The sequence below is a fragment of the Mycobacterium sp. PDNC021 genome (assembly GCF_048282635.1).
Taxonomy (GTDB): domain Bacteria; phylum Actinomycetota; class Actinomycetes; order Mycobacteriales; family Mycobacteriaceae; genus Mycobacterium; species Mycobacterium llatzerense.
Window position 1 is genome coordinate 4,296,697 of record NZ_CP182502.1, and the last position, 21,419, is coordinate 4,318,115.

The 21,419-nt window shown below is 66.5% G+C and carries 22 protein-coding genes; 10 read left to right on the plus strand and 12 right to left on the minus strand.

Annotation, left to right across the window (positions count from 1 at the left end; all coding sequences use genetic code 11):
- Positions 1–41: 41 nt before the first annotated feature.
- The 3 genes from ACNO8X_RS20500 to ACNO8X_RS20510 all read right to left on the minus strand — a co-directional run bounded on the left by ACNO8X_RS20500 (position 42) and on the right by ACNO8X_RS20510 (position 2,478).
- Positions 42–341, minus strand: a complete 300-nt coding sequence (locus ACNO8X_RS20500) for a DUF3303 domain-containing protein (protein ID WP_418002480.1) — start codon at positions 339–341, stop codon at positions 42–44.
- A 131-nt stretch (positions 342–472) separates the two neighbouring features.
- Positions 473–1,498, minus strand: a complete 1,026-nt coding sequence (locus tag ACNO8X_RS20505) for an agmatine deiminase family protein (RefSeq protein WP_418002481.1) — start codon at positions 1,496–1,498, stop codon at positions 473–475.
- Positions 1,495–2,478, minus strand: a complete 984-nt coding sequence (locus ACNO8X_RS20510) for a nitrilase-related carbon-nitrogen hydrolase (RefSeq protein WP_418002482.1) — start codon at positions 2,476–2,478, stop codon at positions 1,495–1,497. The genes ACNO8X_RS20505 and ACNO8X_RS20510 overlap by 4 nt, the downstream gene beginning before the upstream one ends.
- Before the next feature lie 83 nt (positions 2,479–2,561).
- Between ACNO8X_RS20510 and ACNO8X_RS20515 the strand changes: the two genes are divergently transcribed.
- Positions 2,562–3,170 (plus strand): TetR/AcrR family transcriptional regulator C-terminal domain-containing protein, encoded by a 609-nt coding sequence (locus ACNO8X_RS20515; protein WP_418002483.1) that lies wholly within the window; start codon positions 2,562–2,564, stop codon positions 3,168–3,170.
- On the opposite strand, the gene prcA is transcribed toward ACNO8X_RS20515, so the two are convergent.
- From prcA to dop, 4 genes are all read right to left on the minus strand, one after another.
- Positions 3,171–3,926, minus strand: a complete 756-nt coding sequence (gene prcA / locus ACNO8X_RS20520; protein ID WP_043393148.1) for a proteasome subunit alpha — start codon at positions 3,924–3,926, stop codon at positions 3,171–3,173. It lies immediately after the preceding gene.
- Entirely contained in the window at positions 3,926–4,765 is an 840-nt protein-coding gene (prcB, locus tag ACNO8X_RS20525) for a proteasome subunit beta (protein WP_418002484.1), read from the minus strand. Before prcB ends, prcA begins: the two co-directional genes overlap by 1 nt.
- Positions 4,762–4,956, minus strand: a complete 195-nt coding sequence (locus ACNO8X_RS20530; protein WP_043393146.1) for a ubiquitin-like protein Pup — start codon at positions 4,954–4,956, stop codon at positions 4,762–4,764. Before ACNO8X_RS20530 ends, prcB begins: the two co-directional genes overlap by 4 nt.
- 74 nt (positions 4,957–5,030) lie before the next feature.
- A complete protein-coding gene (gene dop / locus ACNO8X_RS20535; RefSeq protein WP_133762626.1) occupies positions 5,031–6,539 on the minus strand; it encodes a depupylase/deamidase Dop in 1,509 nt (502 codons plus the stop codon).
- Between the two features lie 42 nt (positions 6,540–6,581).
- Here dop and ACNO8X_RS20540 point away from each other — a divergent pair, with 42 nt between their 5' ends.
- Positions 6,582–7,766, plus strand: a complete 1,185-nt coding sequence (locus ACNO8X_RS20540; protein ID WP_418002485.1) for a hypothetical protein — start codon at positions 6,582–6,584, stop codon at positions 7,764–7,766.
- Positions 7,767–7,821: 55 nt separating this feature from the next.
- Here the strand turns inward: ACNO8X_RS20540 and arc are convergent, their stop codons facing one another.
- Positions 7,822–9,660 carry a proteasome ATPase gene (gene arc, locus ACNO8X_RS20545; RefSeq protein ID WP_418005979.1) on the minus strand — a complete coding sequence of 613 codons (1,839 nt, stop codon included), beginning with the start codon at positions 9,658–9,660 and terminating at the stop codon, positions 7,822–7,824.
- 167 nt (positions 9,661–9,827) lie between these two features.
- Between arc and ACNO8X_RS20550 the strand changes: the two genes are divergently transcribed.
- The 3 genes from ACNO8X_RS20550 to ACNO8X_RS20560 are packed head-to-tail and all read left to right on the plus strand — an operon-like array spanning position 9,828 to position 11,179.
- Entirely contained in the window at positions 9,828–10,334 is a 507-nt protein-coding gene (locus ACNO8X_RS20550) for a hypothetical protein (protein WP_418002486.1), read from the plus strand.
- 16 nt (positions 10,335–10,350) lie between these two features.
- The gene (locus ACNO8X_RS20555) at positions 10,351–10,878 is read left to right on the plus strand and encodes a hypothetical protein (protein WP_418002487.1); all 528 of its coding nucleotides are present in this window, start codon (positions 10,351–10,353) and stop codon (positions 10,876–10,878) included.
- Positions 10,879–10,885: 7 nt separating this feature from the next.
- The gene (locus ACNO8X_RS20560) at positions 10,886–11,179 is read left to right on the plus strand and encodes a DUF503 domain-containing protein (RefSeq protein WP_260972218.1); all 294 of its coding nucleotides are present in this window, start codon (positions 10,886–10,888) and stop codon (positions 11,177–11,179) included.
- Here ACNO8X_RS20560 and ACNO8X_RS20565 read toward each other — a convergent pair.
- Positions 11,176–12,003 carry a tRNA (adenine-N1)-methyltransferase gene (locus tag ACNO8X_RS20565; RefSeq protein ID WP_043986630.1) on the minus strand — a complete coding sequence of 276 codons (828 nt, stop codon included), beginning with the start codon at positions 12,001–12,003 and terminating at the stop codon, positions 11,176–11,178. The two genes, ACNO8X_RS20560 and ACNO8X_RS20565, sit on opposite strands and share 4 nt — an antisense overlap.
- A 120-nt stretch (positions 12,004–12,123) precedes the next feature.
- Between ACNO8X_RS20565 and ACNO8X_RS20570 the strand changes: the two genes are divergently transcribed.
- A complete protein-coding gene (locus ACNO8X_RS20570; protein ID WP_418002488.1) occupies positions 12,124–12,957 on the plus strand; it encodes a PD-(D/E)XK nuclease family protein in 834 nt (277 codons plus the stop codon).
- On the plus strand, positions 12,954–13,745 hold the full coding sequence (locus tag ACNO8X_RS20575; RefSeq protein ID WP_418002489.1) for a thioesterase family protein: 792 nt from the start codon (positions 12,954–12,956) through the stop codon (positions 13,743–13,745). The genes ACNO8X_RS20570 and ACNO8X_RS20575 overlap by 4 nt, the downstream gene beginning before the upstream one ends.
- Before the next feature lie 10 nt (positions 13,746–13,755).
- Here the strand turns inward: ACNO8X_RS20575 and ACNO8X_RS20580 are convergent, their stop codons facing one another.
- Positions 13,756–14,406, minus strand: coding sequence for a winged helix-turn-helix transcriptional regulator (locus ACNO8X_RS20580; RefSeq protein ID WP_418002490.1), 651 nt, complete (start codon positions 14,404–14,406; stop codon positions 13,756–13,758).
- A 62-nt stretch (positions 14,407–14,468) separates the two neighbouring features.
- Here ACNO8X_RS20580 and ACNO8X_RS20585 point away from each other — a divergent pair, with 62 nt between their 5' ends.
- Together ACNO8X_RS20585 and ACNO8X_RS20590 are read left to right on the plus strand one after the other, a co-directional pair.
- Entirely contained in the window at positions 14,469–15,347 is an 879-nt protein-coding gene (locus ACNO8X_RS20585; protein WP_418002491.1) for an alpha/beta fold hydrolase, read from the plus strand.
- Positions 15,323–16,942, plus strand: a complete 1,620-nt coding sequence (locus tag ACNO8X_RS20590; protein WP_418002492.1) for an MFS transporter — start codon at positions 15,323–15,325, stop codon at positions 16,940–16,942. The genes ACNO8X_RS20585 and ACNO8X_RS20590 overlap by 25 nt, the downstream gene beginning before the upstream one ends.
- Here the strand turns inward: ACNO8X_RS20590 and ACNO8X_RS20595 are convergent.
- Both ACNO8X_RS20595 and ACNO8X_RS20600 read right to left on the minus strand, forming a co-directional pair.
- A complete protein-coding gene (locus ACNO8X_RS20595; RefSeq protein WP_418002493.1) occupies positions 16,852–17,316 on the minus strand; it encodes a hypothetical protein in 465 nt (154 codons plus the stop codon). The two genes, ACNO8X_RS20590 and ACNO8X_RS20595, sit on opposite strands and share 91 nt — an antisense overlap.
- A 142-nt stretch (positions 17,317–17,458) precedes the next feature.
- Entirely contained in the window at positions 17,459–18,061 is a 603-nt protein-coding gene (locus ACNO8X_RS20600) for a TetR/AcrR family transcriptional regulator (protein ID WP_418002494.1), read from the minus strand.
- 70 nt (positions 18,062–18,131) lie between these two features.
- Between ACNO8X_RS20600 and ACNO8X_RS20605 the strand changes: the two genes are divergently transcribed.
- On the plus strand, positions 18,132–21,377 hold the full coding sequence (locus ACNO8X_RS20605; RefSeq protein ID WP_418002495.1) for an arabinosyltransferase domain-containing protein: 3,246 nt from the start codon (positions 18,132–18,134) through the stop codon (positions 21,375–21,377).
- Positions 21,378–21,419 lie beyond the last annotated feature (42 nt).

The window sequence follows — 21,419 nt, forward strand, 5'->3', positions numbered from 1 at the left end:
CCCAGCGGGGCCCTGCTCAAACCCGGTCCAGCGGATCGCCGCTACCCGTAGAGCTTGGCGACTATCGCGCCGAACTCGTCGTCTTCCAGGACCGGGGTGGCTTCGATCTCGAGATACTCCTGCCATTCGGAGATGAGCTCGAAGACCGGCTTGGGGTCAGCGGCCTCGACCAACGAACAGCCGCTGCCGTTGAGGCCGAACCACCGCCCGAGTAGGTCAGCCCCCGCGGGCGGTTTCGCCCCCGTCTGCAGGAAGCGTTCAGCCGTCGCCCGCATCCGCGACGGATCCGAGATATGCCATTGCACCAGGTATTTCATGATGAAGCCGCCTTCTGAAGTCATTTGTCGAACATTTGACGCAGGTCGCGGCCGAGGAGCCGCCGCCGACTGCCGGAACAGTCAGCGGCGTCCCTGGGGCGATGACTTCAATAAAGCACCACTCGGGCAGCCGGGCATCAGCCAAATGGCTGAGATCAGCGCGCCGACGGCTGGTGCTGCGTGATGCAGTGGATGCCGCCGCCCCGCTCGAACAGCGGCCGGGCATCGACACTGACCACCCGGCGGCCGGGGTACTGCTCAGCCAGGATCGCCGCGGCGTCGGCGTCGCGCGGGTCGCCGAATGCGCACGCGATGACGCCGCCGTTGACCACCAGGTGGTTGATGTAGCTGTAGTCGACGTAGCCCTCGGCATCGGTCAGCAGATCCGGGGCGGGAAGTTCGACGATCTCCCAGGGGCAGCCCGCGGCGTCGCGGGTATCGGCAAGCGCTTCGCGAATCTCCTTGCACACCAAGTGATCAGGATGCGCGTCCGAGTGCTGCGCGTGCAGCAACAGGCGCCCCGGCGAGGTGATGGCGGCGACGATGTCGACGTGTCCGCGGGTGCCGAACCGCTCCGAGTCGCGCGTCAGGCCGCGCGGCAACCACACGGCATGGGTGGCGCCGATGGTGCGGGCCAGCTCGGCCTCGATGTCTGCCTTGGTGGCGCCGGGATTGCGGCCGGGGTCCAGCTGGACGGTCTCGGTGACCAGCACCGTGCCCTGCCCGTCGACCTGGATACCGCCGCCTTCGTTGACCAGCTCCGAACTCACCACCGGGACGCCGGCCCAACCGGCAACCGCGGCACCGATTTTCGCGTCCCGATCCCAGTGCGCCCAGTCCTGGGCACCCCAGCCGTTGAACACCCAGTCGACCGCGGCCACCGAACCGTCGTCGGCATGCACGAACGTCGGGCCGATGTCGCGCATCCAGGCGTCGTTCAGCGGCGCCTCGACGATCTCGACCGCGGCGGACAGGTAGCGGCGCGCCGCCACCATTTCGGCGGGGTCCACCACCACGGTCACCGGTTCGAACTCCAGCACCGCGTGTGCCACGGCCGCCCACGTCGAGCGGGCTTCGTGATGTTCGGTTTCGTTGTCCCCCAACGAATAACCTTCCGAAGGGAACGCCATCCACACCCGGTCCTGCGGCGCACTCTCCGCCGGCATCACATAGTTCGTCATTTCACCACCGCGGTGGCCTCGTGACCGGCACCGTACGGACGCTGCACGTCGACAGGCGCGGTCAGCGTGCTGTAGCTCTCCGGCCGCCGGGTCAGCAGGAACGGGAACAGCTCCAGCCAGTCGCGACGCTGATCGAGGTCCAGATCGGCCACCAGCACGGCCTCCTCGTCGCGCGGCGCCTGCACCAGCACCCGGCCGTAGGGGTCGGAGATGAACGACGAACCGTAGAAGGTCACGGCGCCCTCGTCACCAATTCGGTTGGGCACCACCATGAACAGGCCGCTGTTGATGCCGTTGGCGACGATGACCTGTTGCCACAGCGGCTGGGTGTCGAAGGCGGGAAAGACCGGCTCGGAGCCGATGGCCGTCGGGTAGACGACGATCTCGGCGCCGCCCAGCGAGTAGTTGCGGGCCACCTCGGGGAACCATTCGTCCCAGCAGGTCGGCATGCCCAGCTTGGCGCCGAGCCCCGCCGGCTCGTAGACCGGGTACGGGTTGCCCTCGGCGAGGCCGGCGCGGAAGTAGGTGTCCTCGTAGTAGCCCGCCGAGATCGGGATGTGCATCTTGCGGGTCCGGCCGGCCAACTCGCCCGACGGGGCCACCAGGATGGCCGTGTTGAAGCCCAAACCGTCTGCGGCCGGCGCCTTTTCATACAGCGATGCGTGCACGAAGATGCCGTTGGCCCGGGCCGCCTCGGCGGCCAGTGCGAACGTCGGCCCTTCGAGGAGGTCTTCGGCGGTGTCACCCGGGTTCGGGCCGGCCGGGGTGTCGGCGGGGTACCGCAGCAGCGTGATCTCCGGCAGACAGACCAACGCGGCACCCTCACCGGCCGCCCGGTCGATGCCGTCGCGCAGCACCTTGGCGAGCTCGTCGGCGTCGGGGCGCCACCGGTGCTGCACCAGACCGACGCGCACCGGCGGTCGCGTCGACTCCGTGCTGCGGGACAGCGATTCGGGCGCGGTGGCGGTCAGGGTGATCATCAGCTGGACTCCTAAAACGAATTTGATTCGTTTAATTGTGGCCCCAGGTACCCGTGCTTGTAAAGAGGTAGTAGAAAGATTCCATGGGCCGCCCCTCCAAACCGCTGCTATCCACGGATCGCATCACCGGTGCAGCAATGGATTTGGTCAACAAGACCGGCGGGTTCACCGTCCCCGAACTGGCCCGGGCGCTGAAGGTCAGTCCGTCATCGCTCTACAACCACGTCGCAGGCCGCGAACAGATCGTCGAGCTGCTGCGCGAACGGGCGATGTCCGAGGTCGCACTGCCCGCCGACGACCCGCACCGCCCATGGACCGACGTCGTCGCCGACATCATGCGGTCCTACCGCCAGAGCTACGCCCGCTATCCGCGGCTCATCCCCCTGCTGACCTCGCACGCGGTGAACAGCGACCACGCCCTCACCATGTACAACGTCCTGGCCGTCGCGTTCGGCCGCGCCGGATTCGACCCCGCGGACACCCTGCGCGCCATCACGCTGATCGATTCGTTCGTCCTGGGCTCGGCACTCGACGTCGCCGCACCTGACGAACCCTGGCAGGCCGGCGCTGACGTCGGTCCGGAGTTCGCCGCGGCACTCGCCACCGGCAGCTCCAAACCCGAACGCGCCGACGACGCCTTCGAATTCGGCATCGCGGTACTGCTGCGCGGACTGGCGGGGGTCCCGTCCTAATTACTCGGCGGCGTCGCCTTCAGGCTCGGCTTTGGCCTCATCCTTGGACTCAGCTTCCGCCTCGACCTTTGGCAGGACCGCATCCAGCGCGGCACCGGTGATCCGGCGGAACGCGCGACGCGGCCTCTTGGCGTCGAGAATGGCCACCTCGAGCGTGGCTGCACCCAACACCCGGTCGCCGGCACCGGCGTGCAGCGCATCGATGGCGATCTTCGCCGCGTCGGCCAGGCTCGCGTTCTCCTCGTAGGAGTCGTTGAGCGCGGCGATGATCGGCTCGGTCGTACCACCCATCACGACGAAATGCGGCTCGTCCGCGATGGACCCGTCATAGGTTATCCGGTACAGCTCAGGAGCTTTCGTCTCACCGTGGTGCGCGACCTCGGCCACACACAGCTCGACCTCGTAGGGCTTGGCCTGCTCGGTGAAGATCGTGCCGAGGGTCTGCGCGTAGACGTTGGCCAGCTGGCGGCCGGTGACGTCGCGCCGGTCGTAGGCGTAACCCCGCGTATCGGCGAACTGGATGCCGCCGCGGCGCAGGTTGTCGAACTCGTTGAACCGGCCGACCGCGGCGAAGCCGACCCGGTCGTACAGTTCGCTGACCTTCTGCAACGACCGCGACGGGTTCTCGGCGACGAACAGCACGCCACCGTCGTACGCCAGCACGACGACGCTACGCCCCCGCGAAATGCCCTTGCGCGCAAGCTCGGAACGTTCCCGCATCGCCTGTTCGGGCGAGATGAAATACGGAAAGCTCATCAGCCATTACCTCTCGCGCGCGTCCGGTTCGCGATGACTTCCCGGGCCAGCGCGGCGATCCGCTCCTCGGTGACCTCTTCGGCGCCGTCGGCACCGATCAACACCGCTGTCGGGTAGATACCGCGCGTCAGATCGGGTCCGCCGGTCGCCGAATCGTCATCGGCAGCGTCGTACAGCGACTCGATGGCGACCTTCAGCGCCGAATCGGCATCGGTCACATGCGAATACAGTTTCTTGATCGACGACTTGGCGAACAACGAGCCCGAGCCCACCGACTGGTAGCCCTCGTCTTCGATGTTCCAGCCGCCGGCGGCATCGAACGAGACGATGCGACCGGCATTGCCCGGATCGGAGTCGTCCAGGTCGTAGCCGACCAGCAGCGGCAGCGCGACGAAACCCTGCATCGCAGCGGCGAGGTTGCCTCGCACCATGATGGCCAGCCGGTTGACCTTGCCGCGGAACGTCAGCGGCACGCCTTCGAGCTTTTCGTAGTGCTCCAACTCGACCGCGTACAGCCGTGCGAACTCCACCGCGATGGCCGCGGTGCCGGCGATGCCGGTCGCGGTGTAGTCGTCGGCGATGTGCACCTTCTGCACGTCGCGGCTGGCGATCATGTTGCCCTGAGTGGCCCGCCGGTCCCCCGCGATCAACACACCGCCGGGGAACTTGATCGCGACGATCGTCGTGCCGTGGGGAAGATCAGCGCCACCGGATGGAACGTCACCCACCGGCAGCAGGTGCGGTGCCTGCCGGCTGAGAAAGTCCGAAAACGAGGACAGGTTCAGGTGGGGTGAGGTGACATCCAGTCGATCAGAGAAAGGCCCGAACGCTGGGGTCACTGGCCGCCCTTTTGGACGTACGCGCGCACGAAGTCCTCAGCGTTCTCTTCCAGCACGTCATCGATCTCATCGAGCAGGTCGTCAGTTTCCTCAGCGAGCTTCTCGCGACGTTCCTGACCTGCGCCAGACGGGCCGGAGAGGTCGTCGTCCTCGCCGCCGCCACCGCCACGCTTGGTCTGTTCCTGAGCCATCGACGCCTCCTGATTGCTCGATATCTAACTTCACCCTACCGGTCCGCACCCGGGTTCCCCGGGAACACAAGCAGTTACGTGGTCAGCTGTTCCACCAACTCGACCGCACTGTCCACCGAATCGAGCAACGCACCGACGTGGGCCTTGCTTCCCCGCAGCGGTTCCAGCGTCGGGATCCGCACCAGCGACTCGCCGCCGAGGTCGAAGATCACCGAGTCCCAACTGGCCGCGGCGATGTCGGCACCGAACCGGCGCAGGCACTCGCCACGGAAGTAGGCGCGGGTGTCGGTGGGCGGGTTCTCCACCGCGTCGAGCACCTGCTGCTCGGTGACCAGCCGCTTCATCGAGCCGCGCGCCACCAGCCGGTTGTACAGACCCTTGTCCAACCGCACGTCGGAGTACTGCAGGTCCACCAGGTGCAGGCGCGGCGCGTTCCAGCTCAGGTTCTCGCGCTGCCGGAAACCCTCCAGCAGGCGCAGCTTGGCCGGCCAGTCCAGCAGCTCCGCGCATTCCATCGGATCGCGCTCCAGCAGATCCAGGATGTGCGCCCAGGTCTCGAGGACGTGGTCGGCGCGCGGGTCGGGGTCGCGGCGCTCCTGCAGCTTGGCCACCCGCTCCAGGTAGATGCGTTGCAGCGCAAGGGCCGTCAGCTCACGGCCGTCGGCCAGGGCCACGGTCGCGCGCAACGACGGGTCCCGGCTGATGACGTGCACCGCGTGCACCGGCCGGGCCAACGCCAGATCGGACAGCTCGATGCCCTCGGCCTGCCCGAACTCGATCAGATCGAGGACCAGTGACGTGGTGCCAACCTTGAGATACGTCGACGTCTCGGCCAGGTTGGCGTCACCGATGATGACGTGCAGCCGGCGGTACTTGTCGGCGTCGGCGTGCGGCTCGTCGCGGGTGTTGATGATGCCGCGCTTGAGCGTGGTCTCGAGCCCGACCTCGACCTCGATGTAGTCGGCGCGCTGCGTCAGCTGGAAGCCCGGCTCGTCCCCGGACTGCCCGATACCGACCCGGCCCGAGCCGGTGACAACCTGGCGGGACACGAAGAACGGCGTCAGTCCGGCGATCACCGAGTTGAACGGCGTCTGCCGGCTCATCAGGTAGTTCTCGTGCGTGCCGTACGACGCGCCCTTGCCGTCGACGTTGTTCTTGTACAGCTGCAGCCTGGCCGCGCCGGGCACGCTGGCCACATACCGAGCAGCGGCCTCCATCACCCGCTCGCCGGCCTTGTCCCAGATGACCGCGTCCATCGGATCGGTGACCTCGGGGGCGGAGTACTCCGGGTGGGCGTGGTCGACGTACAACCGGGCGCCGTTGGTGAGGATCATGTTGGCGGCGCCGATCTCGTCGGCGTCGACGATCGGTGCCGGCCCGGTGGTGCGGCTCAGGTCGAAGCCGCGGGCGTCGCGCAGTGGAGACTCGACCTCGTAGTCCCACCGGGTGCGCTTGGCCCGCTGGATGCCGCTGGCCGCCGCGTACGCGAGCACCGCCTGCGTGGACGTGAGGATCGGGTTCGCGGTCGGATCAGACGGCGAGGAAATGCCGTATTCGACCTCTGTTCCGATGATCCGTTGCATGGCGCCAAGACTAGACGGCCTCGATACGCAACGATTGGCCCCATGACCACATCTGGGCAAGCGAAGCGACGGGACAAGCCATCGCGAGCCGACCGGGTCGCCGCCGAGACCTGGTTTCTGCGCCGGGGTCTGCCGGCAGTGCTGCGTCCGGGTGTCCTGGTGCGACGGCTGTGGCAACGCTCCGCGCCGGCATTGGCCGGGTTCGCGGTGTTCATGATCAACTCGATCATCGTGGTGGCGGTCACCGGCCAACACACCATCAACATCGACGGGCAGCCCACGCGAACCGACTGGTTCATCCTGGCGCTGGTGCTGTTGGTGGCACCGGTCGCGATGTTGGTGGGGTGGCGGGTGTCGCGCATCGCGTCGTGGCGCAACCGGGCCGCAGCCGCCGCGGTCTCGGTGGCGGTGTGCCTGGCCGGCGCGGTGTTCGGCGGCCCCGGCCCGCGGGTCGGCGGCAATCTGGTCTATGTCGGGCTGATCATCGTCGTCATCCTGGCCTGCACCGCGACCGGTATCGGATCGATCCTCGGCTGGGCGCTCGACGTGACAGCGCACAGTCTTTCGCTGATGGGCACCCTCTTCGTGCGGGCGCTGCCGGTCATGCTGCTCACCGTGCTGGTGTTCTTCAACACCTACGTCTGGCTGATGGCCGCGATCGTCAGCCGGGCCCGGTTGTGGGGCGCGCTGGGCTTCCTGGCGCTCATCGCGGTGGCGTTCGTCATCGCGTCGACGGTGGACCGCGTCCGCCCGATCCTGACCGCCGCGACGCCCGACACACCGGAGGCCCAGCTCGAGGTCCTGGCGGACACCCCATTCGCTGACATGGCCGCCGTCAGCCAGCGAGTTCCCTTGTCCCGCATCGAGCGGGTCAACGTGGTGTTCGTCCTGGCGATGTCTCAGGTGCTGCAGTTGCTGATCGTCGCCCTGGTGACCGCGTTCATCTTCCTGGTGCTCGGGCTGATCCTGATCGACCCGAAACTGCTCGCCGAATGGACCCGCAACAACGGCTCTCTCGACGGCACCATCTTCGGCATGACACTGCCGATACCGGAGTCGCTGATCCAGACGACGTTGTTCCTGGGCGCGCTGACGTTCATGTACATCACGGCGCGTACGACGACCGACGCCTCATACCGGGCCGAGTTCGTCGACCCTCAGGTCGACAGCCTGCGTCGCCGACTGGATGCCCGCGACCGGTATCTCGCCGACCGCAAACGAGTGTGAGGGCTGTGCAGGCAATTCCGAAGTCTTGCGTGCACAGCCCTCACACTCGTCGCGACTACAGGTACTGACCCAGGTTGCTCTCGGTATCGATGGCACGGCTCGCAGACGAGCTCTTGCCGGTGACCAGCGTGCGGATGTAGACGATCCGCTCGCCCTTCTTGCCCGAGATCCGCGCCCAGTCATCGGGATTGGTGGTGTTGGGCAGGTCTTCGTTCTCGGCGAACTCGTCGACGATCGAGTCCAGCAGATGCTGCACCCGCAGGCCGCGCGAACCTGTTTCCAACACCGACTTGATGGCGTACTTCTTGGCCCGGTCCACGACGTTCTGGATCATGGCGCCCGAGTTGAAGTCCTTGAAGTACATGACCTCCTTGTCGCCGTTGGCGTAGGTCACTTCCAGGAAGCGGTTGTCGTCGATCTCGGCGTACATCCGGTCCACGATCTTCTCGATCATCGCCTTGATGGTGTGCGCCCGATCGCCGTTGAACTCGCCCAGGTCGTCGGCGTGCACCGGCAGGTTCTCAGTGAGGTACTTGCTGAAGATGTCCTGTGCCGCTTCGGCGTCCGGCCGCTCGATCTTGATCTTCACGTCCAGGCGGCCGGGCCGCAGGATGGCCGGGTCGATCATGTCCTCGCGGTTGGAGGCGCCGATGACGATGACGTTCTCCAGGCCCTCGACACCGTCGATCTCCGAAAGCAGCTGCGGCACAACCGTCGTCTCCACGTCGGAGCTGACGCCCGTGCCACGGGTGCGGAAGATCGAGTCCATCTCGTCGAAGAACACGATCACCGGGGTGCCTTCGGACGCCTTCTCACGGGCGCGCTGGAAGATCAGCCGGATGTGCCGCTCGGTCTCGCCGACGAACTTGTTGAGCAACTCGGGGCCCTTGATGTTCAGGAAGTAGCTCTTGGCCTCGCGGGCGTCGTCGCCGCGGATTTCGGCCATCTTCTTGGCCAGCGAGTTGGCGACGGCCTTGGCGATCAGCGTCTTGCCGCAACCAGGAGGGCCGTAGAGCAGGACGCCCTTCGGCGGCCGCAGCGAGTACTCCTTGTACAGATCCTTGTGCAGGAACGGCAGCTCCACCGCGTCGCGGATCAGCTCGATCTGTCGCGTCAGGCCGCCGATGTCCTCGTAGCTCACGTCGGGCACCTCTTCGAGAACCAGGTCCTCGACCTCGGCCTTGGGAATCCGCTCGAAGGCGTACCCGGCCTTGCTGTCGACCAGCAGCGAGTCACCCGGCCGCAGCTTGCGCGCCCGCTCGTCGGCCAGGTCGTCGACGCCCTCGAGCACCTCGGCAACCTCGGGGTCGAGGAACTCCAGCGCGACCAACGGCTCGGCGAGCCAGACGATGCGCTCTTCGTCGGCATGGCCGACCACCAGGGCGCGTTTCCCGTCGTTCAGGATTTCGCGCAATGTGCTGATCTCACCGACGGCCTCGAACGAGCCGGCCTCGACCACCGTCAGCGCCTCGTTGAGGCGGACGGTCTGGCCCTGCTTGAGTTCGGACACCTCGATGTTCGGCGACACCGACAGCCGCATCTTGCGCCCGGAGGTGAAGACATCGACGGTGTCGTCGTCGTGAGCGAGCAGCAAGACGCCGTAGCCGCTGGGCGGCTGCCCCAGTCGATCGACCTCCTCGCGGAGCGCCAGCAACTGCTGTCGCGCCTCTTTGAGGGTGTCCATCAGCTTGCCGTTGCGAGTCGTCAGCGAATCGATGCGGGCTTCGAGCTGCTGCACATCGCGCGGTCCGCGGTGTGCCGCGGCCGCGTTCGTGAGCTGCTCGCGCAGTGCCGCCGTTTCGCTGCGAAGCCGCGCCAACTCGGCGGCATCGGTGCTGGACATGGGGTTCTGACGAGGTATGCCCGGGTTGCCGAAGGCGTCCGGGCGATCCATTTCAGACATCTTGCGCTCCTTTCCCGCACCGGAAGTTGGTGCGGCGGATACCTCAACGCTACCGGCCATCCGTCATTCATGGGCGTTCAAGGAATCGCGACACACGGGTGTTGCTCTGACCGCGCTGTTAACCTCATACGCAAGTCGGGCTCATCGAAAGGACCGCAGTGATCGTCAAATCCCTCGTCACCGGCATCGCAGCCGCCGCCCTCGTAGGTGCAGCAGCCGTCGGTACGACTGTGGCGTCTCAGCCGGCCGGCCTGACCGCTGGCACGTCACCGGCCGTCGCGCCGGTCGTCCGCCAGGTGCCGCTGCCCCAGGCCCCCGCGCCGGGCCTGCAGGCGTCGCTGGTGTCCACGCTCAGTGGGCTGACGGCCGCCGGGAGCTTCGCCGGGTCCAAGGGCAGCTACATCCAGGGCGGCGTCGGCCGACTCGAGGCCATCACCGCCGACCGGGCGTACAGCAACGCCGTGAAGCAGGGCGTGTTCCCCATGAGCTTCGCTGTTGCCGACATCGATGACCTCGGCGACGGCACCGCGACGGCCAACGTCACAGCCACCGCCGCCACCGGTGCCACCGCAGCCCAGCCGCTGACCTTCGTCGCCGGCCCCAGCCCGACCGGCTGGCAACTGTCCAAGGGGTCTGCCATGGCCCTGCTGTCGTCGGTGAAGTAGGCGCCAGGAACATCCGGTGAAGCCAACCCGAGGGACCCTGATCGCCGTCATCGTGGCGGCGATCGGGTTGGCCGGATGCAGTGAACACGTCGAGCCGCCGGCCGACCCGATGCCCCGTTCGTTGCTGACCACCGACGCCAAGACGCCGGCGGCCGCGCCGCTGCCACCGCCCGATGCGCTCACCGGGGTGCTGTACAAGATCGCGGACCCCGCGGTTCCCTCGGCACAAAAGATCGGGCTGATCCAATACGGCACCGCCGAGGATCAGGCCGGGCTGGACAACTTCACCAAAGCGCTACGCGACAACGGCTTCAATCCGATGAACGTGACCGCCACCGAGCTGCTGTGGTCAGCCGGCCAGCCAGGCGACATCATCGCCACCATCACGATCACCTCCGTCGCCGCACCGGACAACAAATTCACGTTCCCCATGGAATTCAGTCCCATCCGCGATGCCTGGCAGCTGAATCGGCAAACCGCGAATCTGCTGCTGAAATTGGGCCAGCCGGGCGGACCGGGCGCCTCGACGACCCCGGGTCGCTGAGCTGTCGATGTGGGTCGGGTGGTTGGAGTTCGACCTGCTGCTGGGCGATGTGCACTCGCTGAAAGAGAAGCGCTCGGTGGTCCGGCCGATCATCGCCGAACTGCAGCGCAAGTTCTTCGTGTCCGCGGCCGAGAGCGGCAATCAGGATCTGCACCGGCGGGCGGCTATCGGGGTGTCGGTCGTCGCGGCTGACCGCCATCACGTCGTCGACGTGCTCGACGCCGCCGAACGCCAGGTGGCGGCCCGCCCGGAGATCGAGTTGTTGTCCGTGCGGCGGGGTCTGGTCAGCAGCGAGGACTAGATGTTGCGCTTGCGGCGCAGCGGCTGCGGCGTCACGGCGCCCGGCGCCAGCCGGCGGGCACTGATCAGGAACGCGGTGTGGCCACGCATCGAATGCTGCGGACGCACCGCGAGGCCGACGACGTCCCAGCCGCGCTGCAGCGACTCCCACGACCGCGGCTCGGTCCAGCACTGCTGCTCGCGCAGTGCCTCGACCGTCTTCGACAACTGCGTGACGGTCGCGACGTAGACGATCAGCACACCACCCGGGACCAGCGCCTTCGAGACCGTCTCCAGCACGTCCCACGGCGCGAGCATGTCGAGCACCACCCGGTCGACTTCGCCGCCGTCGTAGTCGTTGAGGTCGGCGATGACCAGGTTCCAGTTCTCGGGCCGCTCGCCGAAGAAGGTCTCGACGTTGCGTACCGCATGTACAGCGTGGTCGTCGCGGACCTCGTAGGAGGTCACGGAACCGCCCGGGCCGACGGCCCGCAGCAGCGAACACGTCAGCGCGCCGGAGCCGGCGCCGGCTTCCAAAACCCTTGCGCCCGGGAAGATGTCGCCCTCGTGCACGATCTGCGCGGCGTCCTTCGGGTAGATCACCTGCGCGCCGCGCGGCATCGAGAGGACGTAGTCGATCAGCAGCGGACGCAGCACCAGGAAGGGGTCGCCGTTGGTGGATTTCACTACGCTGCCCTCGGGCTGGTCGATCACCGAATCGTGGGCGACGATGCCGCGATGGGTGTGGAACTCCCCACCCGTGGCCAGCACCATCGTGTAGTGCCGGCCTTTGGCGTCGGTCAGTTGGACGCGGTCGCCGACGGTGAAGGGCCCGGTGATTCTCACCGGGCCAGCCTGCCAGCCGACCCGTCCCGGCAGACGGCCGGGGTTCGGCAACTTTGTCGTCGCCCCCACCTAAGCTGCTGACATGAGTACCGCCAGCGAGGAGCCGAAGGCGGATCGCGCATGACCGCCGCCGCCCCTGTCCGACGGCCGGCGCTGTCGCCGTCGCGGGCCGGCGACTTCAAACAGTGCCCCCTGCTCTACCGGTTCCGGGCCATCGACCGGCTGCCGGAGCCGTCGTCGACCGCCCAGTTGCGGGGTTCGGTGGTGCACGCCGCGCTGGAGCAGCTGTACGCGCTGCCCGCCACCGACCGCGTACCGGAGACCGCGCTGTCCCTGGTCATACCGGCCTGGGATGCCGTGGTGGCGGAGAAGCCCGAGCTGGCCGAGGAGATCGCGCCCGAGTTGCGGGAGACGTTGCTCAAGGAAGCACGGGCCCTGCTCGCCGGGTATTACCGACTGGAGGACCCGACGCGGTTCGACCCGCAGAGCTGCGAACAACGCGTCGAGGTCGAGTTGTCCGACGGCACGCTGCTGCGCGGATTCGTCGACCGGATCGACGTGGCGCCGACCGGCGAGCTGCGGGTCGTCGACTACAAGACCGGCAAGGCTCCGCCGGAAGCGCGGGCACTGGCCGAATTCAAGGCCATGTTCCAGATGAAGTTCTACGCGGTCGCCCTGCTCCGCATCCGGGGCGTGGTGCCGGCGCGGCTGCGGCTGCTGTATCTGGCGGACAGCCAGGTGCTGGACTACAGCCCCGATCTGGCTGAGCTGGAGAGGTTCGAGAAGACACTGATGGCCATCTGGCATGCCATCCAGAAGTCGGGTCAGACCGGTGACTTCCGGCCCAACCCGTCCAAGCTATGTTCCTGGTGTACGCACCAAGACCTGTGCCCCGCATTCGGCGGCACTCCCCCGCCCTATCCGGGCTGGCCAGAGGATTTCGGGGCCGCATGATCGACTGCTACTACCGTCGGCTCGACGCCGACGGTGATTTGCAACGCTTCGAATCGACCGAGGGCACCGGCAGTAACTGGGATTCGAGCATTCAACACGGTTCGCCGCCGCTGGCACTGTTGACCAAAGCCATCGAAGAGCTCGCCGCCGGCAACGGGATGCAGGTGGGCCGGCTGACCCTCGACATTCTGGGCGCGATTCCCGTTGCGCCCGTTGCGGTTCGGGCGTGGGTGTCGCGGCCCGGTTCGCGCATCTGCATGATGACCGCGGAGATGACGGCCACCCAACGAGACGGTTCCGAACGCGCGGTGGCGCGGATGTCGGCATGGCTGTTGGCCACCAGTGACACCCGCGACGCCGTCATCGATCGGTACCCACCGATGCCGCGCGTGCCCGATACCGGACACCGGCATTCCTGGCAGGGCCGGCCCGGCTATCTGGAGACCGTCACCTGGGTGCCGCAACCCGACGATGCCAACGCCTCGGTGGTCTGGATGCAGCCCCTGATTTCGTTGGTCGACGACGAGGAACTGACCGACCTGCAGCGACTCGCGATGGTCGTCGATTCCGCCAATGGCGTTGGCGCGACACTGGATCCGGACGAGTCCATGTTCATGAACACCGACACCACGGTGCACCTGCACCGCGCCCCCATCGGCTCGGAGTTCTGCCTGCGCGCCCGCGGCTCGATCGGGCCGGACGGCCTCGGGTCGACGACAGCCGAGCTGTTCGACGAACAGGGCTTCATCGGGACGTCAGCGCAGACGCTGTTGGTGCAGCGGCGCTGACGAACGAGGGTCACTTCGCGACGTCGATAGAGGACACGGGCGCGTCGAAGAAAACTCGCAATGCCGCAAGGTCACCACTGATGTCGACGAGCGGGGCGATGTCGTCAAGCGACAACAAGCCCGCCGCGAGCCCGAGAATGATCTGAGCCTCGGCCGTCAGCACGGCCTCGAGCTTGCACCCGTCGGGCCAGCCCACGTCGATGCCGGACTTCGTGGCGCACAGCTGGATGGTGACACCGTCGACGACGATTCCCACTGCGGTCGTCTGATCACCCGGCACCCGGCCCACAAACAGGGCGGGAAGAGCCACGAGGAGCCCGTCAGCGCGGAAGACATCCCCTTCGGGACCGCGGATCATCAGCGGCGTCGACCAGCGGATCAGGGCATTGATCGGCTCGCGCAGCTGTGCACCCCAGTCAGTGAGGGTGTATGTGATTGCGTTGGCCTCGTCGGACAGGCGCCGCGCAACGACACCCGCGGCTTCGAGGTCCCGAAGCCGGTCGGTCAGCAGATTCGTCGCGATCCCTACCAGCCCCTCTCGCAGCTCGCCGAAGCGCGCCGGGCCGATCAAGAGCTGGCGGACGATCAGCAAATTCCACCGGTCACCCACCACATCCAGTGCCCGGGCGAGTCCGCAGTACTGGCCGTAGTCTCGACTCATCATCACCTACTTGCTAATTTAAAGTGCAACTGATTATATCAACCATCGAACGGAGGGTGGCTATGACAGTCGCGGACAGGCCGGTTTGGGTCGACGACGAGTTGTATCCGTTCGAGAGCCGATTCATCGACATCGACGGACACCACATCCACCACATCGATGAAGGTTCGGGCCCCACGCTGCTGTTTCTGCACGGCAACCCGACCTGGTCGTTCGACTACAGCCAGGTCATCTCATCCCTGCGGAACGAATTTCGTTGTGTCGCAGTGGACTACCCAGGATTCGGGCTGTCGCATTCGGCACCGGGCTACCGATATCTGCCCGCTGAACACGCCCTGGTGGTCAGTAGATTCGTGGACGCACTCGAGCTGAGCGAGGTCACACTGGTGGCCCACGACTGGGGCGGCCCAATCGGCTTGGCGGCGGTACAGAAGCGCCCCGAAGTCTTCAATCGGTTGGTGCTGACCAACACCTGGGCCTGGCCGGTCAGCGACCCAATGATTCAGGTCATGTCGCTGGTGATGGGCAGCCCACTTGGACGCCTGGTGATTCGGCAGCTCAACCTCTTCGTCAACCTCATGATTCCCGTCGGGCACCGGTTGACCAAGCCGACCGCAGCGCAGATGGCCCACTACAAGCACGCCCTCGACAACCCTGCACGACGGGAAGGTTCCGCGGTCTTTCCCCGCGAAATCACCTCAAGCAGAAAGTTTCTCGCGGAGGTTGCAGCCGGTCTTCCAGACATCGCGGCACTGCCGACATTGATCATCTGGGGTGATGCCGACTTCGCGTTCGGCGACAAGGAACTGCGGCGATGGCAGCAGACCTTCGCCGACCCTCGGACCGTGGTCGTCGAAGGCGCCGGCCACTACGTCCCCTCCGACGCACCCGAGCAATTCGCGGCAGCGATCCGCGATTGGCACACGTCGCCGAGGTCGTGATGGTCGCGGACCCGCCTGTCCGCCAGAAGGATCCGCGCCGCAAGGCGGGCATTCTGGCCGCCGTCTATGTCGCCGCGCTTGCCATCAACCTCGACGTGACGATCGTCAATGTCGCACTCCCCAGCATCGCGACCCAACTCCACGCCGATACCCGTGGCCTGCAATGGGTTGTCGACGGCTACACCCTGACCTTCGCGGCCCTCGTCTTGGCAGCAGGCAGCCTGTCGGACCGCTACGGGCGCAGACCTGCCCTGCTGGTCGGGCTGCTCGGCTTCGCTGCCACCAGCGGAATCGGCGCGCTCGCCACCACCACCGGAGCACTGATCGCGGCGAGATTCGGCATGGGAATATTTGCTGCGCTGATCTTCCCCACCACCCTGTCGATCATCACCAACGCCTTCTCCGATCGCCGGCAACGCGCCGCCGCTCTCGGCGGTTGGGGTGCGATCGTCGGCGTCGGCGTCGCCGCTGGACCCGTGACCGGAGGCCTTCTGCTCGAACACTTTTCATGGAGCAGCGTCTTCTGGGCACTCATCCCGTTGGCGCTGCTGGCAGCAGCTCTCGCAGTCATCCTGGTGCCGGAATCACGCGACCCGGGCGTGCCCTCACTCGACATCCGCGGACTGATCACCTCGACCGCGCTCCTCGGCGTCCTCGTCTACACCATCATCGAAGCCCCCACCCGAGGCTGGCACAGCTCCGCGACGCTGTTCGGCTTCGTGGCCGCCGCAGCCCTGGCCCTGGCATTCGTAACCATCGAGCAAGCGGCTGAGCACCCGATGCTCGACGTCAGGCTGTTCACCGACCGGAGATTCAGCGCGGCCAGCGCATCTGTTGCCGTGGCGTTCTTCTCGCTCTCTGGCTTCATCTTCCTCATCACCCAGTACTTCCAGGTGCTCCGCGGATTCAGCCCGCTTTCGACCGGTACTCGCATCTTGCCCGTCGCAGGATCCATCGCGGCCGGCTCCATCCTCGGCGGCCTGCTCGCACCACGCATCGGCACCCGCGCCGTGGTGGTCAGCGGACTGACCTCCTTTGGCAGCGCGATGGGGTGGATCGCCGGCAGCATCGACACCGACACGCCCTACTGGACCACGATCGTTGCTCAGATGCTGCTCATGGGCCTGGGCATTGGGCTGATCTCCACTCCCGCAACCGAATCCATCATGCTGGTACTGCCAGCGGCCCGGGCTGGTGTCGGCTCAGCGGTCAACGACGCCACGCGCGAACTCGGGTCGACGCTCGGCGTAGCCATCGTCGGTTCGCTGTTCTCCTCGGTCTTCAGCGCTCGCCTCGCGGGCAGCGCATTCGCGGCCACCGGGAAAGCCGGTGAAGCCGGCGACTCTGTGCCGACCGCGTTCGGTATCGCGAGTCCGAACCCCGAACTCCTTACAGCCGTGCAACATTCGTTTCTCAGCGGCATCACCACGGCCTGCGCGATTGTCGCCGCGCTGTGCTACGCCGCGGCTGCGGCCGGTGTCATTGCGCTGCCCGGCCGACGGTTTCAGCCGCCGATCATCACGAGCACCTCGGATGACGAAGACGTAGCAACTCGTCCGCTCGGGCGGCCGGCCGTTATCACTCGCAGTACCTGATCGGCGGCGTCGCCAGGCCAAAAGGCGTGCATTGCCCAGGTCGCGCCGGCGCGGGCGAACTCAGCCGCATCGGTGCCCGGGCGAGTCTTGACGGCGATATCGAAACCTTCACGGCTGCCGCGCAATTCGTCAATGGTGTTGGCGATCTGGGCAACCGTCGATGCGTCGCCGGTGAGCGGAAATATGCCGTCATGGCGGGCGGCACGTTCGATGGGCTTGCCGCTGTGACGTGCGGTGCCGAACCACAACGGGATGCGCACCTGCTGCGCCGAGTCGGGCAGCGCACGCACATCTTCGGCCGCGATCGCGATGTCGACGATGGCTTGAGGGTCGGCCAACTCACCGAACGGCGGCATGAAGATTGCGTGGCGCACCACGACACCGTAACACCGAGCCCACGTTCAGCCTGCCGCCGAGAGCGCCGGAAAAGCCATCCGCACGCACACTTCCTACCGGTTCACCTTCTAGCTGAATGAACTGGTGCACAACACCTTTGACGGGTGGCCCGCAACCGGATCACTCCGACTTCCGTGGATCAGTGCTGAACGGTGCAAGCAGGAATTCGTCGACGAATCTGGCGAAGGTGTCGTCGACGAAGGCGGGGTCGGGGGCGGTGAAGAACTCGATGATCAAGCCCTGGAAGGTGGCCAGCGCGATGCGTGAGCGGGTTTCTGCGACGTGATCGGGCATTCCGAGCGAGAGGAGGCGCGCTTTGGAGTTGCGGGTCAGCAAAGACAAGGTGTCCCAGGTGTATTCGCGGTATGGGCTGTCGAGCCCGCATGCCGCGCCGAAGATTTGCAGCACGACCCGGAGGCTGTCGCGGCGTTCTCCGCGCGTGCACTCGTACCAGTCCTCGAAACACCATTGCCGATGTGCAGTGATGGAATCCGGCAAGTCGAGCTCGTCGGTTTCCGGTATCGCCGCGCGCTGCTGACGGTGCAAGACCTCGAGCATGAGCTTTTCCTTGGTGCCGAAGTAGTACACCAGCATGCGGGCGCTCGTTCCCATCTCGGCGGCGAGCTCGCGCATGGAGGTATCGACCACACCGGTGCGCGCCAAAATGGCACCGGCGCAGGCCAATAGCTCTTCGCGTTTCGCATGGTCGAACGGACGCGGCACGCTTGACTGTAACAGTTGCTTCGGATACTGATGGTGAGGTGCGGTTGAACACGAGGGCGGGGGGCGCTCGGTGAGCTTGGTTCGCGATGAAGCCGATTCAGCGACCGACGCCCAGGCTGATACGTCAACGGCCGGTGCCGGTCGGCCGGTGCGTACCACCAGATGGGTCGCGATCCTCGCCGGCCTGGTGGGAGTCGTTGCGAGCGTTCTGATCCCGGTGTTGCCGGTTGTCCAAACCACCGCGACGCTGAACTGGCCGCAAGCTGGGCAGCTGGGCAATGTCACCGCGCCGCTGGTCTCGTTGACGCCGATGTCGCTGACAGCATCGGTGCCGTGCAGTCTGATTCGCGATATGCCAGCCTCAGGCGGACTGGTTCTGGGGACGGCGCCCGCGGCAGGTAAGCAAGCGATGCTCAATGGGCTCTTCGTCACCGCTACCGCACAGCGCGTCGATGTGGTCGCGCGTAACATCGTCATTCTCAGTGTGCCGCGCAGTCGCTTGAGCGCCCCGCAATGTCAGCAACTGCAGCTCTCGTCGTCGACGGCAGGCACCTTCGCCTCGATCAGCGGCCTGACCGACCCCGACACCGGCACACAACTACGCAGCGGCTTCGCTGATCCGAACCTGCGGCCCCAGATCGTTGGAGTGTTCACCGACCTGACCGGCCCCGCCCCACCCGGGCTCACCTCCTCGGCAACGATCGACACCCGATTCACCAGCTCTCCCTCGCCGTTGAAGGCGGCGGCGATGGCGGCCGGCGTTACGGGCACAATCGTTGCGCTACTGGCGTTGTGGCGCCTCGATCGCCTCGATGGACGTCGCACCCGGCGTCTCATACCCACCCGGTGGCGAGCCTTCACCGCCGTGGACGCCACGGTGATCGCGGTGTCCGTGTTCTGGTACGTCGCCGGCGCGGGATCCTCCGACGACGGCTACCAATTCGGCATGTCCAACACGGCCAGCCACGCCGGGTACATGGCCAACTACTTCCGCTGGTTCGGCAGCCCCGAGGACCCGTTCGGCTGGTACTACGACCTGATCGCCGCAATGACGCACATCAGTCACGCCAGCTTGTGGCTACGTCTGCCGGACTTGATCTGTGCGCTGGTGTGCTGGCTGCTGCTGTCCCGAGAGGTGCTCCCCCGACTCGGTCCCGCCGTGGCCACAAGCCCTGCGGCCGCGTGGGCCGCGGCCTTGGTGTTCATCGCGGCGTGGATGCCCTTCAACAACGGATTGCGTCCCGAAGGACAGATCGCCACCGGCGCCCTGATCACCTACGTTCTGGTGGAACGGGCGATCATCACCCGCCGCCTCACGCCGGTCGGACTGGCGATCGTGGTGGCTGCTTTCACCTTGGGCATCCAGCCCACCGGGATCATCGCGGCCGCAGTCTTGCTGGCCGGCGGACGTCCCATCGTGCGCATCATCGTCGGCCGCGCACGAACGGTCGGGTTCGCGCCGGTGTTGTTGCCGCTGGCCGCAGCCGGTTTCGTCGTGCTGACAGTCGTTTTCGCGGACCAGACCCTGGCTGCGGTGGGCGAGGCAACCGCGGTGCGGACCGCCATCGGACCCGCCCAGCCCTGGTACACCGAGAACCTCCGGTATTTCTACCTCATCTTGCCGACCACCGACGCCGCCCTGTCGCGCCGCTTCGGAATCTTGATGACCATGGCGTGCGTCTTTCCCTCGATGCTGTTGCTGTTGCGCCGCAAACGAATTCCCGGGGTTGCCACCGGCCCCGTGTGGCGGCTGATCGGTGTCATCTTCGCGACCTTGTTCCTGCTGACTTTCGCCCCGACGAAATGGATTCACCACTTCGGCCTGTTCGCCGCCGTCGGTGCCGCGATGGCGGCGGTGGCCACCGTGCTGCTCGGCCCGACGGTGCTGCGTTCCCCGCGCAACCGGATGGCGTTCCTGTCGGTCGTGCTCTTCGTCCTGGCTCTGTGTTTCGCCTCCACCAACGGGTTTTGGTACGTCTCCAGCTACGGCGTGCCGTTCAACGACAGCAGCCCCCACTGGGGACCCGTCACCGTCAGCGCTGTCCTGTTTGCGCTGTGCCTGCTGGCCGCCGGCTACGCGGGGTGGCTCCACCTGACCCCGCCCGCCCGCCACGAATCCCCCATCACCCAGCTGCTGACCGGCGCACCGGTACCGATTGCGGCCGGGGCCATGGTGCTGGTGTGCGTCGGGTCGATGCTGACCGGAGCGATCAAGGAATACCCGAGCTACTCCAATGGCTGGGCCAACGTGCGCGAGCTCGCCGGCGGCTGCGGCCTGGCCGACGACGTCCTCGTCGAACCTGACGCCAACGCCGGATTCCTCACGCCTGAAGCCGGGCGCTACGGGCCTTTGGGCCCGTTGGGCGGAGCCGATCCGATCGGCTTCGATCCGAATGGTGTACCCGAACACACACTCGCAGAGTCGATTTGGCAGGCCCACCCCAAATCAGGAACCGACTACGACTGGGATGCTCCCACCGCCCTGGACGCACCCGGAGCGAACGGCTCCAGCGTCGTTTTGCCCTACGGTCTGGACCCCGCCCGAGTGCCGATCGCCGGCAGTTTCACCGACGGTGCTCAACGCGTCAGCAGGCTCGCCTCCGCGTGGTATCGACTCCCCGCCGTCGATGTCGCCCACCCGCTGGTGGTCATCACCGCCGCCGGCACCATCACCGGCAACAGCGTCCTGTCCGGCCACACTGCAGCCCAAACTGTCGCGCTGGAATACGGCACCCCCGGCCCCGACGGCACACCCACCGCCCAAGGCCGACTCACGCCCTACGACATCGGCCCACAACCAGCGTGGCGCAACCTACGTTTCCCCCGAACCCAGATTCCCTCCGACGCCCAATACGTCCGAGTGATTGCCGAAGACGACTCACTGGACGTCGGCGACTGGGTGGCCGTCACCCCGCCCCGCGCGCCCGAATTGCGTTCGCTCCAAGAGTATTTGGGCTCGACGCAGCCGATCTTGCTGGACTGGGCCGTAGGCTTGGTGTTTCCCTGCCAGCAGCCCATGCTGCACGCCAACGGCGTCACACAGGTCCCCACCTACCGCATCTCCCCGGACTACCCTGCCAAGATCGAAATGCCCGACACCTGGCAATCCGGCGAAAACGGCGGCCCATTGGGAATCACAGACCTGCTGTTGCGCGCCCACGTGATGCCCACGTACCTCTCGCGCGACTGGGGCCGAGACTGGGGATCGCTGCGCCGATTCACACCCATCGCTGATGCACCCGAAGCGCATCTCGACCTCGGCACCGCTACCCGCAGTGGGCTGTGGAGCCACGGCCCCATCCGCATCGGACCGTAGATAGCGAGACGCAGGCAGAAATCCCGCCGGCCCATTTATATT